Raw genomic sequence first — 23,878 nt, 5'->3', positions numbered from 1 at the left:
CATGAATAAAAAATAGAAATAGTTAAGGAAAAAGGGGTATGGCGAAAGATAAAGGGTGAAAACGACGGTTTTGTACTTATTTGAACAACTTCTATTAGAGCGTGTCCAAAAAGTGGGTGCAATGGCTCCACACGCTACATGGAGTTTGTTTTAAAAAGGATTTAGTTGGTTGATTTTACATATTCCCTGTTTTAGAGTCGGTGTTTGTGATCATACACTTTCATATAAGCATAGTTTCGTTTCGTATATATCCAACTAAATAGTATTTATCTTTTATATTGCTGACATCTCTTAACTATCTATAAGGGGGAGATTTTAAATGAGAGAAAACAAACTGAAGGTTGTTATGAAAGCTAATGAACTTACAGGGCAGTTAAGCAAATGGCGTCGACATCTTCATAGAAATCCAGAGCTGAGTTTTCAAGAATTCCAGACAGCGACGTACATTACAGAACAGCTGAGTCGGATTGAAGGCATTAAAATTCAAACAGGAGTAGCGAATACGGGTGTTGTTGGGACAATCACAAATGGGGAAGGGCCAACGATTGCTATTCGTGCAGATATAGACGCCCTTCCGATCCAAGAGGAAAATATAAGTGATTATTGCTCTACTAACAAAGGAGTCATGCATGCATGTGGTCATGATGCGCATCCAGCAATCGTATTAGCAACGGCTCTACTAATAGCTAACACTTTTAAAGAAGAAAACTTAAATGGTACAGTTAAATTTATTTTTCAACCTGCAGAAGAATGCACGGATGAGTATGGTCTTTCTGGGGCTCCTTATATGATTCAAGAAGGAGTGTTACAAGGAGTGGACGCCATCTTAGCATTACATATGTGTCCATGGCTCCCCGTAGGTAGTGTGCAATTACATGATGGTTATAGTATGGCCAATGTAGACGTCTTTGAAGGGAAATTGTTTGGTACAGGTGGTCACGGGGCCTACCCTCATTTAGGAACAGATCCCATATGGATGCTTGGACCTGTGATGCAAGCCCTTCATGGAATAGTTGCTCGTAAAGTATCGCCACTTGAACCAGCAGTTGTCAGTATAGGTCAAATTCATGCAGGTACAGCTAGTAATATTATACCTACAGAAGTTGCCATTGAAGGTACAATTCGTAGTTACAGTGAAGAGGTACGAAAATTAGTAGAAGATGAGCTTGAAAAAGCGTTTTCGATTGTTAGAAATCTTGGTGGAAATTATCAATTGCGAATTGAAAATGGAGAACCTGCCCTACGTAATAATCCGACAATAAATTGTTGGATTTCTAAAACAATTAACGACATCTATCCAAATTTGCAAGTCCATAATGCCCCCTTTGGATTGGGTGGTGAAGACTTTGGCTACATGACAAGAGAGATACCAGGATCTATGTTTTTTCTAGGCTGTGCGTTTCCCAATGACGTTACAAGAGATCTTCATACACCAACCTTTGATATAGATGAGGGCTGTTTATCAATTGGAACAGCGATCCTTACAAATACAATCATTAGTTATTTAAAAGGCGAATTTACTATACGTGATTAGAAATCGAAGCCATAATCAATCTAGGTGAATTTGGAAACTACAACACAAACAATGATGTTTAATATCAAATAATATGATATGTAAGCCCTTTGTTGAGGGCTTTTTCTTATAAAAAAACACCTTTTGTTTTATCACTATTCGTAATGTTCGTTCTAAAAGAATCGTTACTTCAACGTTTTATCACATTCTTATGCTAAGATGGTTTCAGACGTAAATACTAACAAAAAACATTGTCTGAGGAGAGCAAGAATTATTTTACTGAACTAGGTAGTTAATTGGACAAGCATAATGAAAAAAAGTATATTCGTAATCGAAGAGGTGGTAAACATGAGAATAAATTGGTTCATTTCGGTGATAGCAACTATTATGATCGTTGCAGCTTGTGGACAAACTGAGGAAGAACAAGGTGGAGCAGATCTTGTTGATGAGCTAACACCGATAGAAGTAGAACTAGATGTACCTGAGTCAGCTGAAATAGGAGAAACAATTACTTTTTCTAGTTCAGTTACTCAAGGAGAGGATTTCGTTGATGATGCAAGAGAAGTTGTATATGAAATCTGGCCTGAAGGTCAAAAAGAACAAAGTGAGTTAATCGAGGCCGAGGAACAGGAGGGACATGTCTACCTACTTGATCATGTATTCAAAGAAGCTGGCAATTATCATGTGCAGACGCACGTGACTGCAAGAGGTCTACACCGTATGCCAACATCCCAAATACAAGTTGGCGAGGTCGAATCACATGAACAAGATGAGGAAGATCATTCGCATGAAGACGGACACCATCATGAGCACGAGCATCGAACAGAAATAGACATCAACACTAGCATTGAAGGTGTTGAGCGACTTGTGGTCCAGGTTGCAGTTGAAGGTTTAGCTTACACTGGGGGGGACGTGACCCTAGAGATGTGGCAAGATGGCGATGAACAACGTCAATGGCTTGATTTAGATGAGATAGAAGAAGGAGAATTTGAGTTACGTAACATCGATGAATTTTCGGGTACATATTATGTCATTGTTCATATTCAAGATGAAAAATTACATGAGCATTTCCACATTGAATTGGAATTTTAATGAATGAGAAGATGAGGCTACCTTTTTTAGGAGAGCCTCATCATTTGTTTTTTCTTAAACTTACAGTTACTCTTTCTTTATAGCTTGAAGCCAAGTGAGGGCTTCTTTTCGATTGACGATTTCATTGTCTAATTGTAAACTCGTTAATTGATGGAGAAGATCAGAAAATATAGGTCCTGGTTTGATGCCTTGGTCAAGGAGGTCTTGTCCAGTCAATAATGGCTTTAACTGTTCTCTTTTTTTAACATAAGAAAGTAGCAAACCATTTTGAGTTAAAAGGGCATATAAAAGAATGCTTTCCTCTCTAAACAGATGAAAACAGTTATGAATAGAACTCATGGGATCATTCCTAGAAATAGGGACTGTTTCCATCGCTTCAATTTGTTGAATGATTTGGTTCTGTTTTGTAGTTAGTGAGTAACGTTTTACTTTCTTTTTCCAACTGGATTGTTCAAAGTTTAACGTAAGGATAACGATGAATGCATCATTGAAATTGTGAGCAAGTACTTGTTCAAGCTTCATTAATGATTCAAACGTTGGCTTTGTTTTAAAAAGAGAATGCCACACATTTAATGAATCAAGCAGTTTCACACCTCGCAAAATCGTTTTTTCCTTAATTAATAGTTGAATTTCTCTAAGAAAGCGAGTCGCACTTACTTGATTTAATAAAAAAGATGCGTTTAGTGCCAGTTCCTGTGTCTGGTCGGCAAGTTCATAATCAAAGCGCAAGGCGAAGCGTACAGCTCGAACAATTCGAGTAGGATCTTCAATGAAACTAAGAGTATGGAGGATCCGAATCTTCTTTTTATTCATATCCTCTTGTCCTTGAAAGAAATCCAGGAGTGTGCCAAATTCGCTTTTGTTTATTTGTAATGCTAACGCATTGATGGTGAAATCACGTCTTCGTAAGTCTTCACGAATGTTTGAAGGACGAACCGTTGGAAGAGCAGCTGGTGCATCATAATATTCAGTCCGACAAGTTACAATATCAAGCTTTATGTTTGCTGGAGTTGTCCAAGTGGCTGTCCCGAACTGTTCATGGGTTTTTACCTGTCCTCCTAACTGTTCAGCAATCGCATTAGAAAACGTTATGCCATCACCTTCGACAACTAAATCAATATCTTCATTTGGACGGTTTAATAAAAAATCACGAACGATCCCGCCAATTAAATATACGTTTATCCCATGTGTATCAGCGATTTCGCCTATTTCATGAAGAAGGTTGTAAATAGCTGGGGGCAATTGAGCTTGCATTTTCGAGACGACGGATAGATCGGTTACAGGGCCTGACTCACGATGTAATTGTTCAATGACATCTGTCCGAGAGACAATCCCAAGCATGTTTTGTTTTGAAACAATAGGAATTCTCCCGATATTATGCTTCATCATGGTTGTTTGGATCTCTTCTAATGAAGAACTAGGTTCTAAAGTGACGATTTGTGTAGACATATACGCCTTAACAGGAGCATGCCCAAGGCCATGGTGCGTAGCTTTATCAACGTCGCGTCTTGAAATGACACCGACAAGTAATCCGTCTTCGTCTAACACTGGAAATCCAGTATGTCCATATTGATACATTTGTTCGAGCACGTTATTGATTGAATCATAAGGTGAAACAGATTTCACAGGTTTAGCCATCATCTCACTTGCTGTAACGGCAGGCTTAATAATCTGCTTTAGTACATGTTTAACTTTATTTAATACGTTAGCTAATTCTTGCTTTTTCATTGTTGCAGACGCAGCTTGTGCATGTCCGCCTCCGCCTAGTTCGTTCATTAATGGACGAAAATCAATCCGATTTGAACTTGAGCGGGCAACGACATACACGCGGTCTTTCATCTTAACAATAGAAAGAGCAGCATCAGAATCTGTTGATTCCATTAATCTTCGTGTCAACGTAGCAAGTCCATTTTGGTAGGTAGGTTGCTCATGAGTTGTGATCAATAACGTTATTCCGCTATCAACGATTTCTTCACTATTTGTTAAGAGAGTTTGGAATAACTTTCTTTCTTCCGTTGTTAAAGCTTGTTCTGAAAAACGATTGATGAGCGTTACATCCATCTCTCGTTCTTTAAGAATAGAAGCAATGAAAAGATCTCTCGATGTCGTCTGCTTATAAGTGAAGTTGCCAGTATCGGTATAAAGGCCAAGGCCAAATAATGTCGCTTCAAATGGGGTAATAGCAACTTTCTCTTTTACTAACCGCTCCATCAGAAGTGTTATTGTTGCCCCAACTTGTTCCACGTAGCGTTCACCATCTCGTACATCGTTTTCTTTAGGTGTATGGTGATCATAAATAATCGTTTTTAGACCCGTTGATAAGTCGTTGGTTGGAATGCCTGTCCTTTTTAAGGAAGCGACATCTACTAGGATTAAGGTTGTGACATGTCCCCAATTGATACCTTCATATGAAGTAAAGGCAAGTTGATCACGGTAAATCGCTAAGTAAGATTTCACCGTTGGATGCTGTTTAGCTGAAAGAGCTACCTTTGCACTTGGGTAAAGCTTCTTAGCTGCTAGCAAAGAAGCAAGTCCGTCAAAATCAAGATTCACATGTGAAACGATAACATCCATAATTTGTTCCTCTTTCCCATAACCCAGAAGCACTTGGCAAAGCTGTATAACTTAGACATGAGACGTGTCTTGCATCTAGTTCGAGCGGAACCAATGCTTCTCTTTTTTTAAAACTCTCTCCCTTTAGTGTACCAAAATTTCACAGGAATTGATAAGGTGATAAGAGATGTGGTAGGCAATATTATCCTTCTTCTTCTATAATTAGGCCTTTTACTTCAATTGGTTGTTTCTCATATCATAGGGGAGAAAGGTTATTGAATCAATAGATAGGCTTTTACCATGACACAATGTGAGACCTAATTTCATGAATTGTTCTTCGTTTTGTAGGGAATTTTGACGAATGAATGAAATGTAATTTGTATTAGCTACTCATCGAAACCTTGTAATGACTTAAGCACTTGATTAAATTTTTGAACAATCTTAACTTGTGGTAGGATTTCTTTACTACAATCATCTAACTCTGCTATGGATATAACTAATTGCTGTTATATTTATAAAGGCGATTACCTTCTCGTCTTACAGCCTGTTCTGTTTGATAATAGCGCTCATACGCTGCTAGTAAATGATTTTCAGAAGGGTGATTTGTTTGATTTTTCGTATTTAATCGTTTTATTCATTGTTTTGTTAGAAAGTACCTGTATTTATTTGAGTATTCTTAAAAATCGGTATAATCGAATGATGTTATTGGTAAAGAAAGGATGTGATGGTCGTGGAAATGAGAAAGCTTAAAAAAAAGGATGTTCATTTGTTTCGACAAGTAAGGTTAGAAGCCCTGGAGGAAGTACCCGAAGCTTTTGCTGCAAGTTTTGAAGAAGAGGTCAATCAACCACTTGCATTTTTTGAGTCAAAGCTGACAGAAGATACTAGTTATTATGGAATGTTTGATCATAATAGAAGCCTAGTAGGGATCATAAGTCTTACACGATCCAAATTACTAAAAATGAGTCATAAAGCAGCTATAGGAAGTGTATATGTAGCAAAAGAAGCGAGAGGGAAGGGGGTAGGAAAAAAGTTACTCCTAAATATAATCGGAACAGCACGAGAGTTAATGATTGAGCAGTTGCAATTGGTTGTCGCTTCAAAAAATGAACGGGCTAAGTAACTCTATGAATCATTAGGGTTCCATACATTTGGATTTGAAGAAAGAGCGTTAAAGGTCAATGGAAAATACATAGATGAAGATTATATGATGATGCATTTAAATCACAAAAGAGACTGAACCAAGGTCCAGTCTCCTGAGAAAAGACGGCTGCGCCGTTTTTCTTATTTATTTTGCAAACACGTGATTTCCGATACGAATGGTTTCAGTTCGTGTTGCATTCCAGTGGTTGGTAGCAGTTACTGGGTTATAGAAGAACAATGAGCCAGCACCTTGTCCACGAAAAGTGATAGCATCGTTAACGGCACGAATCGATTCGCTGTCTGCTGCACGATTAATGCGGCCGTCTAGAACAGGTGAGAATGCATAGTACCCATTTGATACTTCCTCAACGACTCCACGTACAGAATTTGGAAAGTCACTATGATCAACGCGGTTTAGAACAACTGTTGCAACGGCAACCTTTCCTGCATAAGGTTCTCCTTCTGCTTCTGCGAGAACGAGACGAGCGAGCAAGTCTTTATCTGCTGAAGAAACGGTTGCTGGAATTGTTAATTTTTCACCAACCATTATGTTAGAGGATGATTGATTATTTGCTCGTTGAATAGCGGCAGCAGGGACACCATATTGTTGTCCAAGTTTGTAAAATGTATCTCCAGAAACGACAGTATGTGTAGCTGATTGTGCATGCGTATCATTAGCACCGATTAATAAAAGAGATGCAGTCGCACAAAATGTAATAATTAACTTTTTCATTTGAAAAAACCCTCCTTGGAAAATCCTACTCTACTAAACTAGCACAAAAAATGATAGGAAGGAGAAGCTAAGTTTTTCCAGTTCATTTCTTTTTATGTATCATACCTTGGAGCTGTAAGTACGGCTCCCCTTTTTTACAGTTCTGTAACGAAATATGGAGAAATCTATAAGATTAGCGATTGTCAGTGGGATTTGGAAATGGAAAACCTTAAAATAATATCGTATACATGAATCTCTCAGACCGCTGAAAATGAAGGGTGAATAGTATTTACAACAGTTCAGTTAAGCAAAAAACTGTGGAATACAGAGGAAGTTGATTTTCCTATTACTCTAGTTTTTTCCAGTGATCCCTTCAATCCTCGCATGTTACATTCTAGTTGTGCAAAAGCACGATAGAATTACCTTAGGAGGGAAAAACATGAAGAAACTACTTATAGCATCGGTATTAGCAACTTCATTAACAGCAGGTTTAGGAGGACAAGTTGATGCAGCTAATTCTTCAAATGAAGTGCAAACTCAAGTTCAAACCTTTACGTTTGAACAAATGGATCAAGATAAATTGAAAGAATGGATGAATGAAATATATCAATCGTATCAATCAGGACAAGATACGAAACAGACTGTTGTAACGGAAGAGAAAGCTGTGCCAGTCGAAAGAGAAACCCGTTCTACCCAGCAGGTACCATCACAACAAGAGTCTCAAAACGTTGAAGGAGTAACTCAAGAGGAGCAACAAATGATTGATTTAGTCAATCAGGAAAGAGAGCAGAAAGGATTACGTCCTCTATCAATAAATTTAGAATTAACAGAGGTTGCTAGAGCAAAGGCTCAAGATATGATTGATAATAATTATTTTGCACATCAATCGCCGACTTACGGTTCTCCATTTGAAATGCTGACTCAGTTTGGGGTAGAATATCGCACTGCAGGTGAGAACTTAGCAGGAAATCAGACTGTTGAAGCAGCTCATCAGGAATTAATGAATTCAGAGGGACACCGTGCCAATATTCTTAATGGAGATTATCAAGAAGTTGGAATTGGTATTATTGAAGGCGGTCCATACGGCAAGATGTTCGTTCAATTGTTTAAAGGATAATGGAGTGTAGGTAGAGGGTGATGCAATCGGGAAAGTGACCGGTTGCATTACCCTTTGTACTTTATAAAGTCTTGTAATATAGATGTTAACGAGCTGTAATATTAGTGAGGTATACTATACCCTATGATAGTAACAGAGCTAGGAGGAAAGTTGTGAAGATGACGTCAATCAAGACAAGCATCCAATGTATCGTTATCATCCTATTTTCTCTCATCGTAACGGGAATTCAAAAAGTAGAAGCTGCAGAAGATATTTCATTATACAGTGAGACAGCCATTCTAATGGATGCAAATACTGGCGAGGTGCTTTTTAAGAAGGATATGGAAAAAATGATGTATCCTGCCAGCATAACCAAGATCGTGACTGCGATTATTGCCCTTGAGGAAGGGGAGCTGGATGATATTGTAACAGTAAGTAAGAAAGCAACTGAAGTAATTGGGACTCGAGTCTATTTAGTAGAAGATGAGAGGGTAAGTTTATTAAGGCTTGTACAAGGTTTATTAATTAACTCAGGAAATGATGCAGGAACTGCAATTGCAGAACATATGGCAGGGAGTGAACTTTTTTTTGCAAAGAAAATGAACCGATTTATGGAAGAGGAGATTGGAATAAGAAATACACATTTTACAAATCCCCATGGTTTATATGATGAGAACCATACAACAACAGCTTATGACATGGCTAGAATTACGCAATACGCTATGCAAAATGAAACGTTCCGTGAAATTGTGGGCACAAAAGAGATGGAGTGGAAAGGTGAAGAGTGGGAAACGACGATTTACAATCATAATCGAATGTTATGGGATTACGAAGGTGCGACTGGTGTGAAAAATGGGTTTGTACACAAATCAGGTTATACACTTGTGACAACTACTAAGCGGAATGATATGGAATTAATCGCTGTAACTTTGAATGCTCCTTCGGCAGATCATGCTTATCATGATATGAAGACATTATTCGAGTATGGTTTCGACCATTTTCAGACGAGCGTTCTTTTCAGTAATAAAATGTTTGAAGCAGATAATGGGACAAGGTATGAACTTGATGACGATTTATATTTTGTAACAACATATGATGAAGACATTTCCATTGCTGTTAACCGTCTTGGGCGCTTATGGATTAAAGGTGATAATGATCGCATCATTCGATCAGAATTGTTAAGTCCTGTAGAAAGTACTCTTGATACTGTTGAGGAAACGATAGTAGAAGAAGAAAGGAAAACCGAAGACTCTTCTAAATTTATGCGGTGGATCACGCAACTTTGGTCCTCGTTTCCTGTAAACTAGTGGATCCACTCATTGTTCGAGCCAATGTAAAAAGGTCAAAAAGCGACCTGATTTAAAGAAGCAATGGCTCCACGTTTTCAAGATGAGAAAAGGATACCTCTTGAAAATTAAAACCGAGTAGCGGCTTCGCTCATTGTTAGAGGCTATGAAAAAAGGTCAAAAAACGACCTTTTTTCATAGCCTCTTCTACATCTTTTTCAAGTGAACTTCTTCGACTTTGTGTCCTGCACCTTTTTTTAGGATTAGATCAGCTCTGTGGCGCGTTGGACGGATGTTCTTTTCTAGATTTACCCCATTGATCGTTGACCAAATGTCTTTTGCGAAATTAACTGCTTCAGAATCTGATAATTGTCGGAAGCGGTGAAAAAATGATTCAGATTGTTGAAATGCCGTATTACGGAGTAACTTGAACCGTTCAATATACCAAGATTGAATATTTTCTTCGTCAGCATCAACGTAAATTGAGAAATCAAAGAAGTCTGAAACGAAAACGTGTGGAATACGACGGTCCTTTTTATTTACTTGTAAAACATTAATCCCTTCAACGATGACAACATCTGGTTCAGTTATTTTCTGAACTGTATCTGTCAGAATGTCATACGTCAAATGAGAATATACTGGCGCTTCAATGTAAGCGTAACCAGATTTAAGTTCATATAGGAAACGAATCAAACGGCTAATATCATAACTTTCAGGAAATCCTTTTCGTTTCATTAAACCGCGTTCTTCAAGGACGGCATTTGGATATAAAAATCCATCAGTCGTAACTAAATCAACTTTAGGGTTATTCGGCCATTGAGATACAAGCGCTTGAATGAGCCTGGCTGTTGTGCTCTTCCCAACTGAAACACTTCCAGCTACTCCAATTACAAACGGAACTTTTTTTGTTTTTTTCTGTAAAAAATGATTTACATTTTCATGTAATTTGACAGATTGAGTCATATGCATATACAGCAATTGTGATAATGGTAAATAGATATCAGAAACTTCTTCTGCTGAAATCGTTTCGTTAAGACTACTTAGCTTTGCGCGTTCTGTAGCAGAAAGGATTTCACTTGTTGAATTAGATAGTTTTGCCCATTCAGCACGACTAAATTGAGTATAAGCAGACAATGGGACAGACTTGTTTAAAGTAGCCATGTTGTTCTCCTTTTTCTGGTGTGTGATCCAAAAAGGAGGCAATGGTCTGCACGCTGTGTGGTCACACACAAAAACCAGCAGCTCAGCTCATTGCTCCTACATTGTTTAAATTAAATATAACGAATATCGGAAGAATTTATCTTATTGTATAGTAACACTTATTGCTTGAAAAAGGGGAATTTTTCGCTCACTTATTATGGAATGAGTTATAATGAACGAAAAGAAACGAGAGGAAAGAATATAGAAATGAAAGTCATTATTGCTGAAAAACCAGATCAAGGAATGAAATTAGCTGCACCTTATTCATCAATAAAAAAGTCCGGTTATATTGAAATTAAGAAAACAGCTCAATTCCCTAAAGGAGCATATGTCACATGGGCTGTTGGGCATTTGTGTGAATTAGTACCTCCAGAGATGTATGATCAGAAATGGAAAGCATGGAAGCTAGAGACGTTGCCAATTTTACCAGAAACATTCAAACATCAAATAACGAAGGGAAAGGGAAAACAATTTCAAATTATAAAAAAACTAGTTCATCAACCTAATATAAGTGAAATTATAATGGCCGGAGATGCTGGAAGAGAAGGGGAGTTAATTGTCCGCTTAATTATAGAGCAATGCAAAGTACAAAAACCAATGAAGCGACTTTGGCTTTCCTCACTAACGGTGAATGCTGTAAAAGAGGGGTTTCAATCATTGCATACCGAAGAAGCTACACGTCCCTTGTATTTTGAAGCGCTTAGTCGATCTTGTGCTGACTGGCTTGTAGGCATGAATGCATCACGTGCTTATACACTTCTTTTACAAAAAAAAGGTGTAACGGATGTTTTTTCAACAGGAAGAGTCCAAACACCAACGTTAGCATTGATCGTGAAGAGAGAAAAAGAAATTGAGGATTTTAAGTCGGAACCTTTTTGGGAAGTAACGGCTTTTTTTACATTTAAGGAAAAAGAGTACAAAGGAATTTGGCATAAAAAAGGGCAAACAAGGTTACAGTCCGCAGAATTAGCAAAGAAAATTGAAATGTTTTGTAAAGGGAAAACCGCAGCTGTTATCGATGTCAAACAGGAAGAAAAACGTTATAAACCACCATATTTATTAACGCTATCTAGTTTACAAACAGTAGCGAATCAACGATATCGTTATTCCCCAAAAATGACGCTTGACATTGCCCAAAAGCTTTATGTGAAAGGCTATATTTCTTACCCACGTACTGATTCTCATTTTGTTACAAAAGGAGAAGCCGAGACGTTTCCTGCAATACTAGACACACTATCAGTCAAAAAGGAATACTCGTCATTTTTCCCTCTCCCTGTCTCGACTCTGCTCGGAAACCCACGTTACGTTAATGATAAAAAAGTGACCGATCACTATGCAATCATTCCGACAGAACAAGTGCCTGTTTTGGAGAAGCTGACAGCAGAAGAAAAGAAAGTGTATGACTTAATCGTAAAATCACTTCTTGCTGCACATGAAAAGGAAGCAATTATCAGTACAACAAAAGTGGAAACGCTTGTTGACGATCGAGCCACCTTTCAATCAAAGGGCAAAGTAATGAAGCAACTTGGATGGAAGCGAATCATACAATCAGGCAATAAAGAAAGAGAAGAAGAATTGCCAATGATGAAAATTGGTGATCAGGGTGTGGTGAATAAAGTTGAAACAAAAGAATCTATGACACAACCTCCGAAGCGCTATACCGAAGGACAATTGATTAATGTAATGAAGACCGCAGGGAAACAAATGACAGACATGGAGCTCGAGAAGGTGTTAATGGAATCACAAGGATTAGGGACTGAAGCTACCCGAGCAGGAATTATAACGGTCCTAAAAGACCGAGGCTATATGATCGTAACGAAAAACATCGTTATTCCAACAGCAAAAGGTCGATTACTGATCGATGCATTAGGCTCAAGTTTGCTTACATCTGCTGAAATGACGGCAAAATGGGAGCAGCGTTTAAGAGAGATCGGAAAAGGAGAAGCTTCAGCAGCCGTATTTATCGATCAAACGAAAAAGCTTGTGAACCATTTGATTCAGGAAGCAGAAAACGCAGCTCAGTCATGGGATTTTTCAAATATAGACCTTTCGTCGATGCAAAAAAGACAGGGAAAAGGAAAGCGGCGACCTACTTCAGTTGGTAAATGTCCAGATTGTGGGGGAGTTGTATTAGACAGAGGGAGTTTTTTTGGATGTAGTCAATACCAATCACATCAATGCAAGTTCACAATTTCGAAAATGATTTTAGGTAAAAAGATCAGGCAGAAAGACGTAAAAGCAATACTATCGGATGGAAGAACAGAGAAGTTAGAAGGTTTTACAAAAGAGAATCAGACATTTCACGCTTCTCTTAGTTGGGATAGCGACCAGAAAAAAATTATATTTAACGGGAAATAGAGAAGTAAAAAGAGCTGGAGGGTGATTTATTTTGATCACCCTTCAGCCTTTATTATTTAAAAAGGAGATAAAAATTCTCCGACTGGAACATCGAGAACTTGGTCGACCAATCTTTTTAGGCTCGTGGACCATTTGTAAAAAGAATGCAGGGAGTAAGTCAGTACGCACACTTTTCGTTCTATTTTTCTATGGACAATCCCAAAAATATCGAGTTGGAAAGAATGAAATTTGAATAAATTCTAGAAATAAAGCAGAAGTTGGTTCATTATAGACAAACTCTTCATATAGTAATAATAAGGAGGGTGTCATCATATGGGAGTTGTGAGAACAGATAAGTGGTTACGTGCATACACACTTAAATGGAATAAAGCAAAAACACTACAAGAACAGTTTGACTGCCAACGTGATGTCATCACCTGGCCACTATGTGAAGTGTTTTCAACAAAAGATGTAGCGGGCCTCCATCAATACCTTTTACAAATGGGACTGTTTCAGCCTGATCAATCCATCGATTTAGAATATGACAGATGGAAAGAGACTTTACCTTGGTCCATTATTCAACAGCAATTTCATAAACTAAAAGAGAAGTGGAACGGACCAGATATAAAAATATATATCCTTCCAATGAATGATCAAAATACATTTCTCATCAATGAATTAGGTGGGAAAACTGGTTTATCATTGCCGCATGCCATCATTTTATTTATTCAATCTACTATAACGAAAGAAGATCTACTTGCTCTAATCACACATGAATACCACCATGTATGCCGTTTGCAAACGATAAAACAACCCGAAGATTCGATGACGTTACTCGAATCACTGGTCATGGAAGGGCTTGCTGAATTTGCTGTAAGAGAAGAAATAGGTTCTCGTGCATGTGCATCATGGACATATCGGTATGATGATGTTTGGAATGGTGAATGGTTTGAAAGGTGGATTCGTCCTAATTTACAAATAAAAGGAAGGAAAAAACATCATCCGATTCTTTATGGAAGTAAAGAAGGAGGAATTCCTCTTTGGTTAGGTTATTATGCAGGCTACAAAATGGTTGACACTGCTACAACCAAATTGGATTCAACAACAAATTTATTAGGTTTATCTGCTGAAACGATTTTTGAACGTTCAATTTTCACTGAAGGAGAGGGGAGAAACTAATGGCAGCCGTTTGGCGTGATAGCTCATGATTCGATTGTTCTTTGTTATGGTCGGTTTTACTTTGGCAGTTGTAGGTGGTGTGAGTATCCTTGCTTATTTAAATTTACTTATAGCTGGGTATCAATTTTCTGCATATTTACTTTTTTTAATAGAAAGAATTGAATTTTACTTGTTCTTAATTGGAGTGGCGATGATTATTATCTCGATGACATTTCCAACGAATCGTAATCGTGATCGAAAAAAATCATAGAATAAATTTGGAATGAATTGAGAGAGTGTGGAATAAATTGGTTGTCCCCTGCCTATACTGTGGATACAAAACGAATTAAGGTGAGGGGGGTTTTATATGGTCCATATCAGGGACGTATGGGTCAATTGGTTCGAAGGTGAGGAAAATGGTTACAATGTTTGTGAGTTTCATGAATGGCGTAGTGATGATCGGATAGAGGTGTTAGATCAAGCTATCCTTGTATTCGTAAGTAAAGAACTGTTCCATTACATTGAAAATGATTTATCAGAATTGCCAGATGCATTGTTGGCTGAGGTTCATCAACAAAGTTACCTTCGAAAAAATATGTCACGTATCCAACTTGACTATTGTTTTATTGCAACAGATGGTGAAAGAATTATTGCAATTGATACAATGGGGTACAAAACCCCGATTCGAAAAAGTCGTTTAACCCCAAGACAAGAACAAATGGTTTATGAACAACTTAAACAAAATCAGTTTACACAGTTCGATTTGCTCGAATATGTGGAAAAAGATTATCACATCTTGTCACCACATCCAGAAGATCTAAGTGGACTAACACGTAAAGAGCGTCAATTAAAGCAGTTGTTATACATGGCGTTAGATCAGCTTTATTCAACGGGTACAGATGCCGAAGTTCGTTACTGGTATACAGAATGGAGCCCGAGTGATTATGTTAGGATTCAAATGCTTACAAGAGAGGAAGCTTGGGAACAACTCTATTCGGAAATACGTTCAGGGTGGACTGAAAGACATCATCAGTTGTGCGAAGCAATGGTAAGAGGACAAGCCTTCTTTGAAAAGCTCTGGGAGCTTGAGCACGGTGCAAGCGTCAAATAATGAATAGTTTGTGAACAAAGGGATAGGACATATAATAAAAATGCATAATAATGCCTAAGAAATAGCCAATCGTGCTTTTTCTTAGGCATTTACAATGAATCGGAACTCTCCTATAATAAATGAAGAAATATTGACTGCATGAGGAGGGGAAACTATGGATAACTTTGCATACACTGTAATGCAAATCCTAACGGTTGTATTGCTCGTAGGAACACTCGGACTTTCGTTTTTCGTTGGAAAAATCATGAAAAAAAACTCAGGATATTAGAAACAAAAAGGACGGTGGTTTTCCCGTCCTTTTTGTTAATTAGGGCGTCTTTTAAAGCACCCTCTTCGACCAAAAAACAGCAAAAAGGGCTAAAACTACTACTACACTCGCTTATGTTCCCGCAAAAGGGGTTCCAGCCGCTAGCAATTGCTGGGCAATATGAAAAAACTCACCCAAAACAGGTGAGTTTCTTTTGATGCTCCTTCATTCGCATTCAATCATTATTTATTTACGCTTTTTGCGTCCTAACCCCATGGCACGTTCTGCTTTTTCCATCATGCGAGAGGCTACTTTGTTTGCTTTGTTGGCACCATGGTCCAAAATGTCATCCAGTTCTTCTGACTCGATTAGCGCATAATAGCGCTCTTGAATGGGTCGTAAAGTTTCAACAACAACCTCAGCAAGGTCAGATTTAAAGTCACCATATCCTTTTCCAACGTAACGCTCTTCTATGGATTCAATTGATTCTCCTGAACAAAGAGAGTAAATCGAAAGCAAATTAGAAACAGCAGGTTTTTTATCACGATCAAAACGAATGGTACCTTCTGTATCAGTAACGGCACTTTTAATTTTTTTCGTAATCGTTGCCACGTCATCTAGCATGGAAATATAACTTTTCGGGTTCGGATTTGATTTACTCATCTTCTTAGTTGGGTCGTTTAGTGACATAATACGAGCACCGACTTTTGGAATTCGAACCTCTGGGATTGTAAAGATATCATTATATTTTTTATTAAAACGTTCAGCGAGATCACGCGTAAGTTCAAGATGCTGCTTTTGATCTTCTCCAACGGGAACGATATCTGTTTTATAAAGAAGAATATCTGCAGCCATAAGTGGTGGATATGTAAGTAAGGCTGAAGATACCGCTTCTTTGCCATCTGACTTGTCTTTAAATTGAGTCATTCGTTCAAGTTCACCTATGTAAGATACGCATTGCATCAACCACCCAAGTTGAGCGTGGGCTGGAACTTCAGATTGAATAAAAAGGGTTGCTTTTTCGTGATCAATTCCTACAGCTAAATAAAGTGCGGCTAAACTTCGGATGTTTTCTCGGAGCTTTAATCGATCTTGTGGAACGGTTATAGCGTGTTGGTCTACGATACAAAAATAACAATGATAATCATTTTGCATATCAACAAAGTGTTTCATCGCTCCTAAATAATTCCCAAGCGTTAGCGTACCACTCGGTTGAATACCTGAAAATACGGTTTTCATTCTTGTCATTCCTTTCATTAACAAATAGTTCAAACTATATATACACCAAATCATATCAGATTGCTTGCAAAAAAAATAGGTGATAGTTCTTTTGTGAAGCGCTTCTGTTTTTTAAAGAAGTTAATGAATGTTCTTCAAGAAAAAGTTAACACTAACTTTATCATATTTGTATCAGATTCAAGGAAGTGAGGTTCGCTTTATGAGTCAAATTACCATTTTTTCAGCTTCAATTGGAAATGGTCATAACGAAGCTTCGAAAGCGTTGAAAGAGCAATTTGAACTACAAGGCGAAACAGTTACTATTATTGATACATTCCATTGCATACATCCATTATTACACAAAACATTTTTGGAACTTTATTTACGGATGATAAAGAAAACACCACGTCTATGGGGAAGGTTATATCGGTATAGTGAGGAATATTCGTGGTTTCTTCTATTGGATCAATTAGGAACATTTTTTTGCCAGAAGCTGAACTCGATCATAAATAAGCAAAGAACAACCGTGATGATTTCAACTCATCCATTTGTTACTGCTTTTTTAGCGAAATTAAAGAAAAAGAAAAATTTGTCATTACCGCTTTATACAGTGATAACAGATTTATATCTTCATCCAGCTTACGTAAGACCAGAAATTGATGGGTATTTTACAGCCTCTCCTCATCTTGATCATTTTGCTTTTGAGCATAATTTGCAGGCAGATCAATGGTATTGTACGGGTATACCAATCAAGGCGATACCGGATATAAACATTCCAAGGTGGAAGATAAGGAATGATTTAAAGTTACAACCTGATGAGAAAACGGTGCTTATTACAGGTGGAGGTTTAGGTCTTGGAAAGTATGAAGAAATCTTACATTCTTTAGAAACGATTCATGATAAAATTCAATTATTGTGTATGACCGGAACAAATAAACAAATTGAACAGAAAATTCACCAATATGACAGCAAACACCGTATTCATGTCATCCCTTATACAGAACAATTCACAAAATATTTACGGGCAAGTGATGTCGTGATCTCAAAAGCAGGTGGACTAACAATGTCAGAAGCGCTTGCTTGTGAAACGCCAATTTTAATCTATCAGCCAGTTCCAGGACATGAAGAAGATAACGCACAGTTTTTAATGGACTTTGGAACAGCGGTTAAAGCGGAAGCGATTGAAGAAGTAACTGAGCTTTTACAGGGGATTTTATTTGATGAAAAGACATACCAACAGTTAGTGTTAAACGCAAAAAAATTGAAGAAACCTGATGCGGCAAAGCATATAGCCTATGTTATAAAACAATTAATTCGGACAGAACAAGTTCTATAAAAGGGGTGACATTCGATAAGAACGTTACCCCTGATTATATTAAGACATTGGAACTTGTCGCTTAATTTTTCCTTCAATTCGATTAAAAATGTTTTCAAGTGAAGGACCTGTAATCGTTAGCCCGTGATTTTTTAATCCAATAATGGTCTCAGAAGGGTTGTCAGATTCTCTAATTAATGAGGCTACCGTTTCAGCGAGTTCAATCGTTCCACAAGGATAATTGATCTCAGTAGCTTGAATTCCGTCCATCCAAGCATGAATATGGACAATGGCACCAACATCAGGATGCTCTTTGTAAATCATCCAATGTTCAATGGCATCAACAGACGCTCTTTTTGGTGTGACATTTGGCGGGATACTAACTTCGATTAAATTTTCAACATCATTGTACCCTTTAATATAAAGAATATCTCTCCCAATTTCTTTCATATTCGCTTTGTTAATTCCACTTGCACTCATCCAAAAATGTTCTTCGTCACTTCTTGCACTTAGATTTCCATAACTTAAGCCACCAAGACCATAGAGCTTGTTCAAGTGACGCATGTCTCTTTCGCTTAAATATTTATCTAATGGGAAAGGAGCAGGGAGCAAGTTCATGTCATCCAATTTTTTCCCTGATTGACTTAATTCAGTCGTTACTCGTTCACCACCCCAAAGTTGTTTAGGAAGATCTTCTGAAAATTGATTGTCAATTACAAGTCTAGAGCAAGTTAACGGTTCTAACCGCTTGTATATCTTGTCAAGAAATTCCTGTTCATCGTCACCTTGAGTAAACGTGATGGAGTAACAGCCTTGTTCAGGAGTTAAGAAATGAACATCCGTCTTACCAAAGCGATGGTTTACATACATAAAATGGTTTGCTAAAGAGCGAATGAGAAAAGGGTACACTTCTGTAAAGAGGTCAAATGGTTGTCCAGTACTTTCAAGTACTGCAATAACAAACGTTGCTTGTGCTTTACGACGAAATGGCTTGATAGTATCTTCAGTTACAAAGTGAAAGACGAGCTGAAGAGGATCAGATGGATCTTCCGTATAGGAAAAACCATTTTTTGAAAAGGTTGTAACGAGTCCTTTTGATAGTTGTTGTAGAAATGGACTCGTTGGGTTTGAACTTAACATAAAGTTTTTCATGGCTAACCTCCAACAGTAGTTTGATCATGGTTGAAAACAACTTTCAAAGCATTTTCACGGTTTTTCTTTGTGATTGTTTTGAAAGCTACCTTATAGTCATGTAGAGGGTATTGATGAGTAATAAGAGGTGAAAGATCTACTTTTCCTCTTTTCATTAATTCAATAGCGATTTGAAGGGTATTCATTTTTTGTCCTTCGAACTCGTTTGTGCTATATGCAAAGCACCCTTTAATCGTTAATTCATTTAACCAGACAGTCGTCCAATCAATTTGTTTCATAATACTAGCTAATCCAAGTAGAACGACTGTCCCACCGCTCTCAGAAAAACGAAGAGCATCAGTGACACTTTTCTTCTTCCCAACACATTCGTAAATAATATTTGCTCCTCCTTGAACAACTTCTGGTCCAAATAAAGGCTTTAAAGTCTCAGCTCCTAACACATCAGCTGTGTTTTTTACATATGAGTCATCAAGGTAAATAACTTCATCTGCTCCGAGTGTTTTGGCCATTTCCCCTTGGAAGGAATGCTTGACTAAAATAGATACGTTGCATGAATAATCAAGTGCTTTAATTGCTGCAACAACAGAGAGCCCTATGACACCCGCACCAATCACTAAGACTTTATCATCTGCCTTTGGTGGGTTACGTAAAACGGCATGTAGAGCACAACTAAATGGTTCTACTAATACTCCATTTAAATCATTTACTTCATCTGGAAGAGGAAGAATTTGACTTTTATGTGCAACGAAATGCGGACTCCAGCTTCCTCCCGTATCCTTGCAAGCTCCTATAAGCAGGCCTGATTCTATTGATCCTTTTGTCTTCTGCTGACATAAACTTTCGTCTCCGCGTTCACATGCAGGACAAGGGTCTAAACCCCGGCTCTCACAAGATAGAACAGGATTGATAACGACTCTCTGTCCTTCTGTAAGATGACTTATCTTTTTCCCTAATTCAGCAATTTGACCGACCGCTTCATGTCCGATCGTGAAAGGAAACGAAACATATGGAGATGTTGTTGGACTATCATGAAGAAAAAGCAAATTCATGTCACTCCCGCAAATTCCGCCATATTTTACTTTGATTTTTGCCCAGTCATCATTTGGAAGTGCCGGTTCTTCTGTTTCTCCCCAAATCAAACACGAAAAGCGAGGATTCCAATGGATAGAAGGAAACCAGCGACCAACGGTTTTCGTAAATACATATTTTGGAATGGTAAAATTAAATTGCAATGCGTTTATATAAATCACCTCCTTACGTATATATGGCAGAACGAACTTAATTACTTGTAATTTGTGCAAAAAAACGTATTTTATTCATATTTTTCCTTTATAATTGGAATGAATATCTTCGTATATTGAGAAAGATTTGGGGAAGACTACAAGCAAAAAGAGGAGCGTGAGAAAATGTATTATTTTCTTGTTAATCGAACTTCTGGAAAAGGACGCTCTGTAAAAGTTTGGTTTGAAATCGAGAGAATTTTAACTGAAAAGAAAGTAGAGTACGACGTTATCATTACGGATACTAAAGATGAAGTGTTAAGTTATCTTACTGAACTATTACAATCTAATAAGCGCATAACCGCAATTATCGCGCTTGGAGGAGATGGGACGATTCATGCAATCATGAACCAATTGATTGGGACATCTGTTCCGTTTAGTGTGATTCCAACTGGATCTGGAAATGATTATGCAAGAGCACGAGGAATTACAAAAAATTACGTAAAAGAAGTTGAAAAATTATTAAAGAATGAACAAAAAAAAATCGACTTACTAAAGATCGGTGATCGGCACTGTATGACAGTCGTAGGAATTGGGTTCGATGCAAAGGTTGCAGATGAAGCAAACAAAACGAAGATGAAAAAGTGGTTTGGTGGATTGGCCTATTTTCTAACGATTTTTAAAGTTCTCTTAACGTATAAGCCTTCATCTATCCGGCTTAAGTTAAATGATGAAGAACGGATTTTTGATAAAGTGTGGCTAATTGCTATTGCCAATCATGCTTATTATGGAGGAGGTATTAAAATATGTCCTGATGCAATGAGTGATGATGGGAAATTAGATATATGTATCATTCACAGTCTCCCAAAATGGCGGTTACTACTTATTCTTGCAAATGTTTTTGAAGGAAAGCACGTTTCAATGAGTGGAGTTGATTATATTCAAGTAGAATCAATCCAAGTTGATAGTGATGATCCACTATACGTAACAGCTGATGGCGAAATGATGGGCCAGACCCCTACTGCCGTTTCCGTTAAAAAGGATGCCTTTCATGTTATGATGTAACAAAAAAATCTATCCGTATGCTCGTTACGGTTAGATTTTTTGCTTAAATTTAATTTCTTAATTTATTGAAGGTTTTGAATCTGATAAAGGCTTAAGTTCTGTTTGTTTCTTGTCCACTTGATTGTCTTTATGAATATTTTCGTACTCTAAAATAAAGAGGAGATCTAAAAATTGGTAGCTAAATTCTTTGATTTTTGCTAGCTGATGTTTCATAAATATACCTCCCTGTTTAGAAATTGCTGTACGAATAATATGTGCCAATGTGTATAAAAACATGCAAGAGGTTGTTCAAAAAGGTTGGTCTTTACCTTTTTGAACAACCGACAGGCTTAATCAACTCGATCTGTTTTTCTTCGTTCTAATAGTCTTAAAATCCATAAGACTATATTAATGATAGCGATAAGGTAAAACAGCCATGGAATGGTCGTATCATTTTGATAAGATATAAACACAAAAATAACGAGTGTGATAACCGCAATCAACTGCAGTATTTGAATTTTGGACAATGTATTTCCCTCTTTTCGCATGATTTTGGTCATTTGGACATACGCTACATTATAACAATCTTGAATTAGAACGAAAAGAGGCGTGATCCATGAAAAAGAAGCAAGCGTTTTACCGAAGTATTCTGATCTTACTTTTATGTGGAGTCGGATTTATGTATAGTCAATCAGACAGTTTTTTTCAACAAGTAGAGGAGTCTGTTGCTGCATCCATTCAAACAGGAGTCCAAGTCGGACAAGAGGCTCTTCCTATTGAACTAACTACTCTTAATGGAAAACAAGTTTCATTAGATGATTTTATTGGACAGCCAGTAGTGCTAAATTTCTTTGCGACATGGTGTCATCCTTGTCAAGAAGAAATGCCCGTGATTCTAGAAATGGAAAAACGGTTAAAGGAGAAAGGGGCAGCTTTTTTAGCTATAAATATGACGAGTCAAGAAAAAAGCAAAGCCGAGATAAATCCATTTCTACAGCATTTCAGGGCAACCTTTGATCCCCTCCTAGATGAAGACGGTGAAACGATGAAAAAGTATCAAATAATTGGAATTCCAACAACAATTATTATTGATGAACAAGGTGTGATTATTCAACGAATTAATGGAGGGTTAACATTTGATTTAATGGAAGATTTAGTCTTGTTTCAATAAAAGAGGTTGTTCAAAAAGGTCGGTTCCTTTATGAACAACCGTACGTACAAAACATCAAGGGTGTTTGAAAAGGTCAACTGGACCTTCTCAAACACCCTTTTTCGGAAATGAGTATAAGTGCGAGGGGCACTTCGTTATTGGATAAAAATGAAGTAGGAAGAAACGAAATAGAGAACGACAAGAATTAATGATGGCAATGCATATCGAATAGTTGATTCTCTTGGTTTTCTGATCAGTGCATATAGGATAACAACTGATAAAATGCCAACGGCTGCAGCGGTAATTTGGTGAACGTCAGATACGGCTGCAATAATTGATCCTTTACGGTAAAAGACATCGGAAGCTCCTAAGATGAGAATATTAAATAGATTGCTACCTAAGATTGAACCGATAGCAAGATTATGATTCCGTAACTGCAATGCTACAAGTACGGCAATGGCTTCTGGTAAAGAAGTAGTTGCAGCGATGAGGAAACTTCCAACAAAGCTGGCCCCAAGACCTGTTATGACAGCAATTTGATCTCCAGTAACTGTTAATAATGTTCCGGCACCCATGATCACAAGTGCTGCGATTACAAATCCAATGATAGCTTGTTTGAGAGGAATGGCTGACATATTGTATTCCTCGGGTTCTGAAACTGGTTTTTGAAGATTTATTTTGGATAGATAAGAGATAATCCACATTCCTAGCCCGTAAATCGTTATCAAAACCCAGATATCTATGCCAATACCTAGAAACGCATATTCTAACTTTAAGGAAAGAGCGAGAAGGGAGACTATTGCAAGCAATAGTCCAATACTTGCCGTATAAATATGTGTTTGCTCGGCGTTTTTAAAAATTTGTTGTCTACGATAATACAGATCAAAACTTGCGATAATTAATAAGTTAAACATATTGCTACCAAATACATTCCCAACTGCAATATCAGGGCTGTCGAGTACAATTGCAGACACGCTTGTTGTAACCTCAGGTAGAGAGGTGGCACCCGCTAGAAAGATCGTACCAACGACCAAGCCTCCAAGTGATGTCTTTTCTCCGATCGTATCAGCATATGTAGATAACTTAATGGCAGCTAAAACAGTGATAATAGCAGCAAAAATAAAACCTACAAAGACCATAAAATAACTCCCCCTAAAAAATTTATAAACAAAAAAAGACCCTTTTATGAAAGTCTTCCCGTAAAACGAGGCTCTCATAAAAAGGTCTTGCGTACTTTGATAACATCATGATATAAAACAATCAAAGCTCAATGAACCGAGTGAATACTCACTGTAGTGACGACTCATTGACCGTATAGGTTGCTACTCCCC

Annotated in this window: 21 protein-coding genes; 12 read left to right on the top strand and 9 right to left on the bottom strand. The window is 37.6% G+C overall.

Features of this window, described 5'->3' with window-relative positions; genetic code table 11:
- Window positions 1-319: 319 nt before the first annotated feature.
- Together SAZ04_RS00280 and SAZ04_RS00275 are read left to right on the top strand one after the other, a co-directional pair.
- Complete coding sequence (locus tag SAZ04_RS00280; RefSeq protein ID WP_332689250.1) at window positions 320-1,534, top strand: M20 metallopeptidase family protein; 1,215 nt, start codon at window positions 320-322, stop codon at window positions 1,532-1,534.
- 327 nt (window positions 1,535-1,861) lie between these two features.
- On the top strand, window positions 1,862-2,605 hold the full coding sequence (locus SAZ04_RS00275) for a FixH family protein (protein WP_332689248.1): 744 nt from the start codon (window positions 1,862-1,864) through the stop codon (window positions 2,603-2,605).
- Window positions 2,606-2,671: 66 nt separating this feature from the next.
- Here the strand turns inward: SAZ04_RS00275 and SAZ04_RS00270 are convergent, their stop codons facing one another.
- Window positions 2,672-5,179, bottom strand: coding sequence for a CBS domain-containing protein (locus SAZ04_RS00270; RefSeq protein WP_332689246.1), 2,508 nt, complete (start codon window positions 5,177-5,179; stop codon window positions 2,672-2,674).
- A 715-nt stretch (window positions 5,180-5,894) separates the two neighbouring features.
- Here SAZ04_RS00270 and SAZ04_RS00265 point away from each other — a divergent pair.
- Window positions 5,895-6,281, top strand: a complete 387-nt coding sequence (locus SAZ04_RS00265) for a GNAT family N-acetyltransferase (RefSeq protein WP_332689912.1) — start codon at window positions 5,895-5,897, stop codon at window positions 6,279-6,281.
- A 165-nt stretch (window positions 6,282-6,446) separates the two neighbouring features.
- Here SAZ04_RS00265 and SAZ04_RS00260 read toward each other — a convergent pair whose 3' ends face one another.
- Entirely contained in the window at window positions 6,447-7,034 is a 588-nt protein-coding gene (locus SAZ04_RS00260) for a cell wall hydrolase (RefSeq protein WP_332689245.1), read from the bottom strand.
- Between the two features lie 418 nt (window positions 7,035-7,452).
- Here SAZ04_RS00260 and SAZ04_RS00255 point away from each other — a divergent pair, with 418 nt between their 5' ends.
- Window positions 7,453-8,130 carry a CAP domain-containing protein gene (locus SAZ04_RS00255; RefSeq protein WP_332689243.1) on the top strand — a complete coding sequence of 226 codons (678 nt, stop codon included), beginning with the start codon at window positions 7,453-7,455 and terminating at the stop codon, window positions 8,128-8,130.
- Between the two features lie 158 nt (window positions 8,131-8,288).
- Window positions 8,289-9,416, top strand: a complete 1,128-nt coding sequence (locus SAZ04_RS00250) for a D-alanyl-D-alanine carboxypeptidase family protein (protein ID WP_332689909.1) — start codon at window positions 8,289-8,291, stop codon at window positions 9,414-9,416.
- A gap of 186 nt (window positions 9,417-9,602) precedes the next feature.
- Here the strand turns inward: SAZ04_RS00250 and coaA are convergent, their stop codons facing one another.
- Window positions 9,603-10,556, bottom strand: a complete 954-nt coding sequence (coaA, locus tag SAZ04_RS00245) for a type I pantothenate kinase (RefSeq protein WP_332689241.1) — start codon at window positions 10,554-10,556, stop codon at window positions 9,603-9,605.
- 246 nt (window positions 10,557-10,802) lie between these two features.
- Here coaA and SAZ04_RS00240 point away from each other — a divergent pair, with 246 nt between their 5' ends.
- The 4 genes from SAZ04_RS00240 (at window position 10,803) to SAZ04_RS00225 (ending at window position 15,201) form a co-directional block, all read left to right on the top strand.
- Window positions 10,803-12,953: a DNA topoisomerase III gene (locus tag SAZ04_RS00240; RefSeq protein WP_332689239.1), complete on the top strand. Its 2,151-nt coding sequence runs from the start codon at window positions 10,803-10,805 to the stop codon at window positions 12,951-12,953.
- A gap of 312 nt (window positions 12,954-13,265) precedes the next feature.
- The gene (locus tag SAZ04_RS00235; protein ID WP_332689237.1) at window positions 13,266-14,111 is read left to right on the top strand and encodes a DUF2268 domain-containing putative Zn-dependent protease; all 846 of its coding nucleotides are present in this window, start codon (window positions 13,266-13,268) and stop codon (window positions 14,109-14,111) included.
- 25 nt (window positions 14,112-14,136) lie between these two features.
- Entirely contained in the window at window positions 14,137-14,361 is a 225-nt protein-coding gene (locus SAZ04_RS00230) for a YuzI family membrane protein (RefSeq protein WP_332689235.1), read from the top strand.
- 96 nt (window positions 14,362-14,457) lie between these two features.
- Window positions 14,458-15,201, top strand: coding sequence for a YjbA family protein (locus SAZ04_RS00225; protein ID WP_332689233.1), 744 nt, complete (start codon window positions 14,458-14,460; stop codon window positions 15,199-15,201).
- A gap of 493 nt (window positions 15,202-15,694) precedes the next feature.
- Here SAZ04_RS00225 and trpS read toward each other — a convergent pair whose 3' ends face one another.
- The gene (trpS, locus tag SAZ04_RS00220; protein ID WP_332689231.1) at window positions 15,695-16,687 is read right to left on the bottom strand and encodes a tryptophan--tRNA ligase; all 993 of its coding nucleotides are present in this window, start codon (window positions 16,685-16,687) and stop codon (window positions 15,695-15,697) included.
- 199 nt (window positions 16,688-16,886) lie between these two features.
- Between trpS and SAZ04_RS00215 the strand changes: the two genes are divergently transcribed.
- Window positions 16,887-18,002 carry an MGDG synthase family glycosyltransferase gene (locus SAZ04_RS00215; RefSeq protein WP_332689229.1) on the top strand — a complete coding sequence of 372 codons (1,116 nt, stop codon included), beginning with the start codon at window positions 16,887-16,889 and terminating at the stop codon, window positions 18,000-18,002.
- Window positions 18,003-18,041: 39 nt separating this feature from the next.
- Here the strand turns inward: SAZ04_RS00215 and SAZ04_RS00210 are convergent, their stop codons facing one another.
- Entirely contained in the window at window positions 18,042-19,133 is a 1,092-nt protein-coding gene (locus tag SAZ04_RS00210; protein ID WP_332689227.1) for a class II aldolase/adducin family protein, read from the bottom strand.
- A gap of 2 nt (window positions 19,134-19,135) precedes the next feature.
- A complete protein-coding gene (locus SAZ04_RS00205; RefSeq protein WP_332689906.1) occupies window positions 19,136-20,374 on the bottom strand; it encodes a zinc-dependent alcohol dehydrogenase in 1,239 nt (412 codons plus the stop codon).
- A 165-nt stretch (window positions 20,375-20,539) separates the two neighbouring features.
- On the opposite strand from SAZ04_RS00205, the gene SAZ04_RS00200 reads away from it, so the two are divergent.
- On the top strand, window positions 20,540-21,418 hold the full coding sequence (locus SAZ04_RS00200) for a diacylglycerol/lipid kinase family protein (protein WP_332689224.1): 879 nt from the start codon (window positions 20,540-20,542) through the stop codon (window positions 21,416-21,418).
- 57 nt (window positions 21,419-21,475) lie between these two features.
- Here the strand turns inward: SAZ04_RS00200 and SAZ04_RS00195 are convergent, their stop codons facing one another.
- Both SAZ04_RS00195 and SAZ04_RS00190 read right to left on the bottom strand, forming a co-directional pair.
- Window positions 21,476-21,631 (bottom strand): hypothetical protein, encoded by a 156-nt coding sequence (locus SAZ04_RS00195; RefSeq protein WP_332689220.1) that lies wholly within the window; start codon window positions 21,629-21,631, stop codon window positions 21,476-21,478.
- 116 nt (window positions 21,632-21,747) lie between these two features.
- On the bottom strand, window positions 21,748-21,924 hold the full coding sequence (locus SAZ04_RS00190; protein ID WP_332689218.1) for a hypothetical protein: 177 nt from the start codon (window positions 21,922-21,924) through the stop codon (window positions 21,748-21,750).
- An 89-nt stretch (window positions 21,925-22,013) separates the two neighbouring features.
- Here SAZ04_RS00190 and SAZ04_RS00185 point away from each other — a divergent pair, with 89 nt between their 5' ends.
- Window positions 22,014-22,568, top strand: coding sequence for a TlpA disulfide reductase family protein (locus SAZ04_RS00185; protein ID WP_332689215.1), 555 nt, complete (start codon window positions 22,014-22,016; stop codon window positions 22,566-22,568).
- A 134-nt stretch (window positions 22,569-22,702) separates the two neighbouring features.
- Here the strand turns inward: SAZ04_RS00185 and SAZ04_RS00180 are convergent, their stop codons facing one another.
- Window positions 22,703-23,686, bottom strand: coding sequence for a sodium:calcium antiporter (locus tag SAZ04_RS00180; protein WP_332689212.1), 984 nt, complete (start codon window positions 23,684-23,686; stop codon window positions 22,703-22,705).
- Window positions 23,687-23,878: the final 192 nt, after the last annotated feature.

Source organism: Halalkalibacter lacteus, from assembly GCF_036663595.1.
GTDB classification, from domain to species: Bacteria; Bacillota; Bacilli; order Bacillales; family Bacillaceae_D; genus Halalkalibacter; species Halalkalibacter lacteus.
Note: the sequence above shows the minus strand (reverse complement) of the source record. Positions and strands in the feature narration are given on the sequence as shown.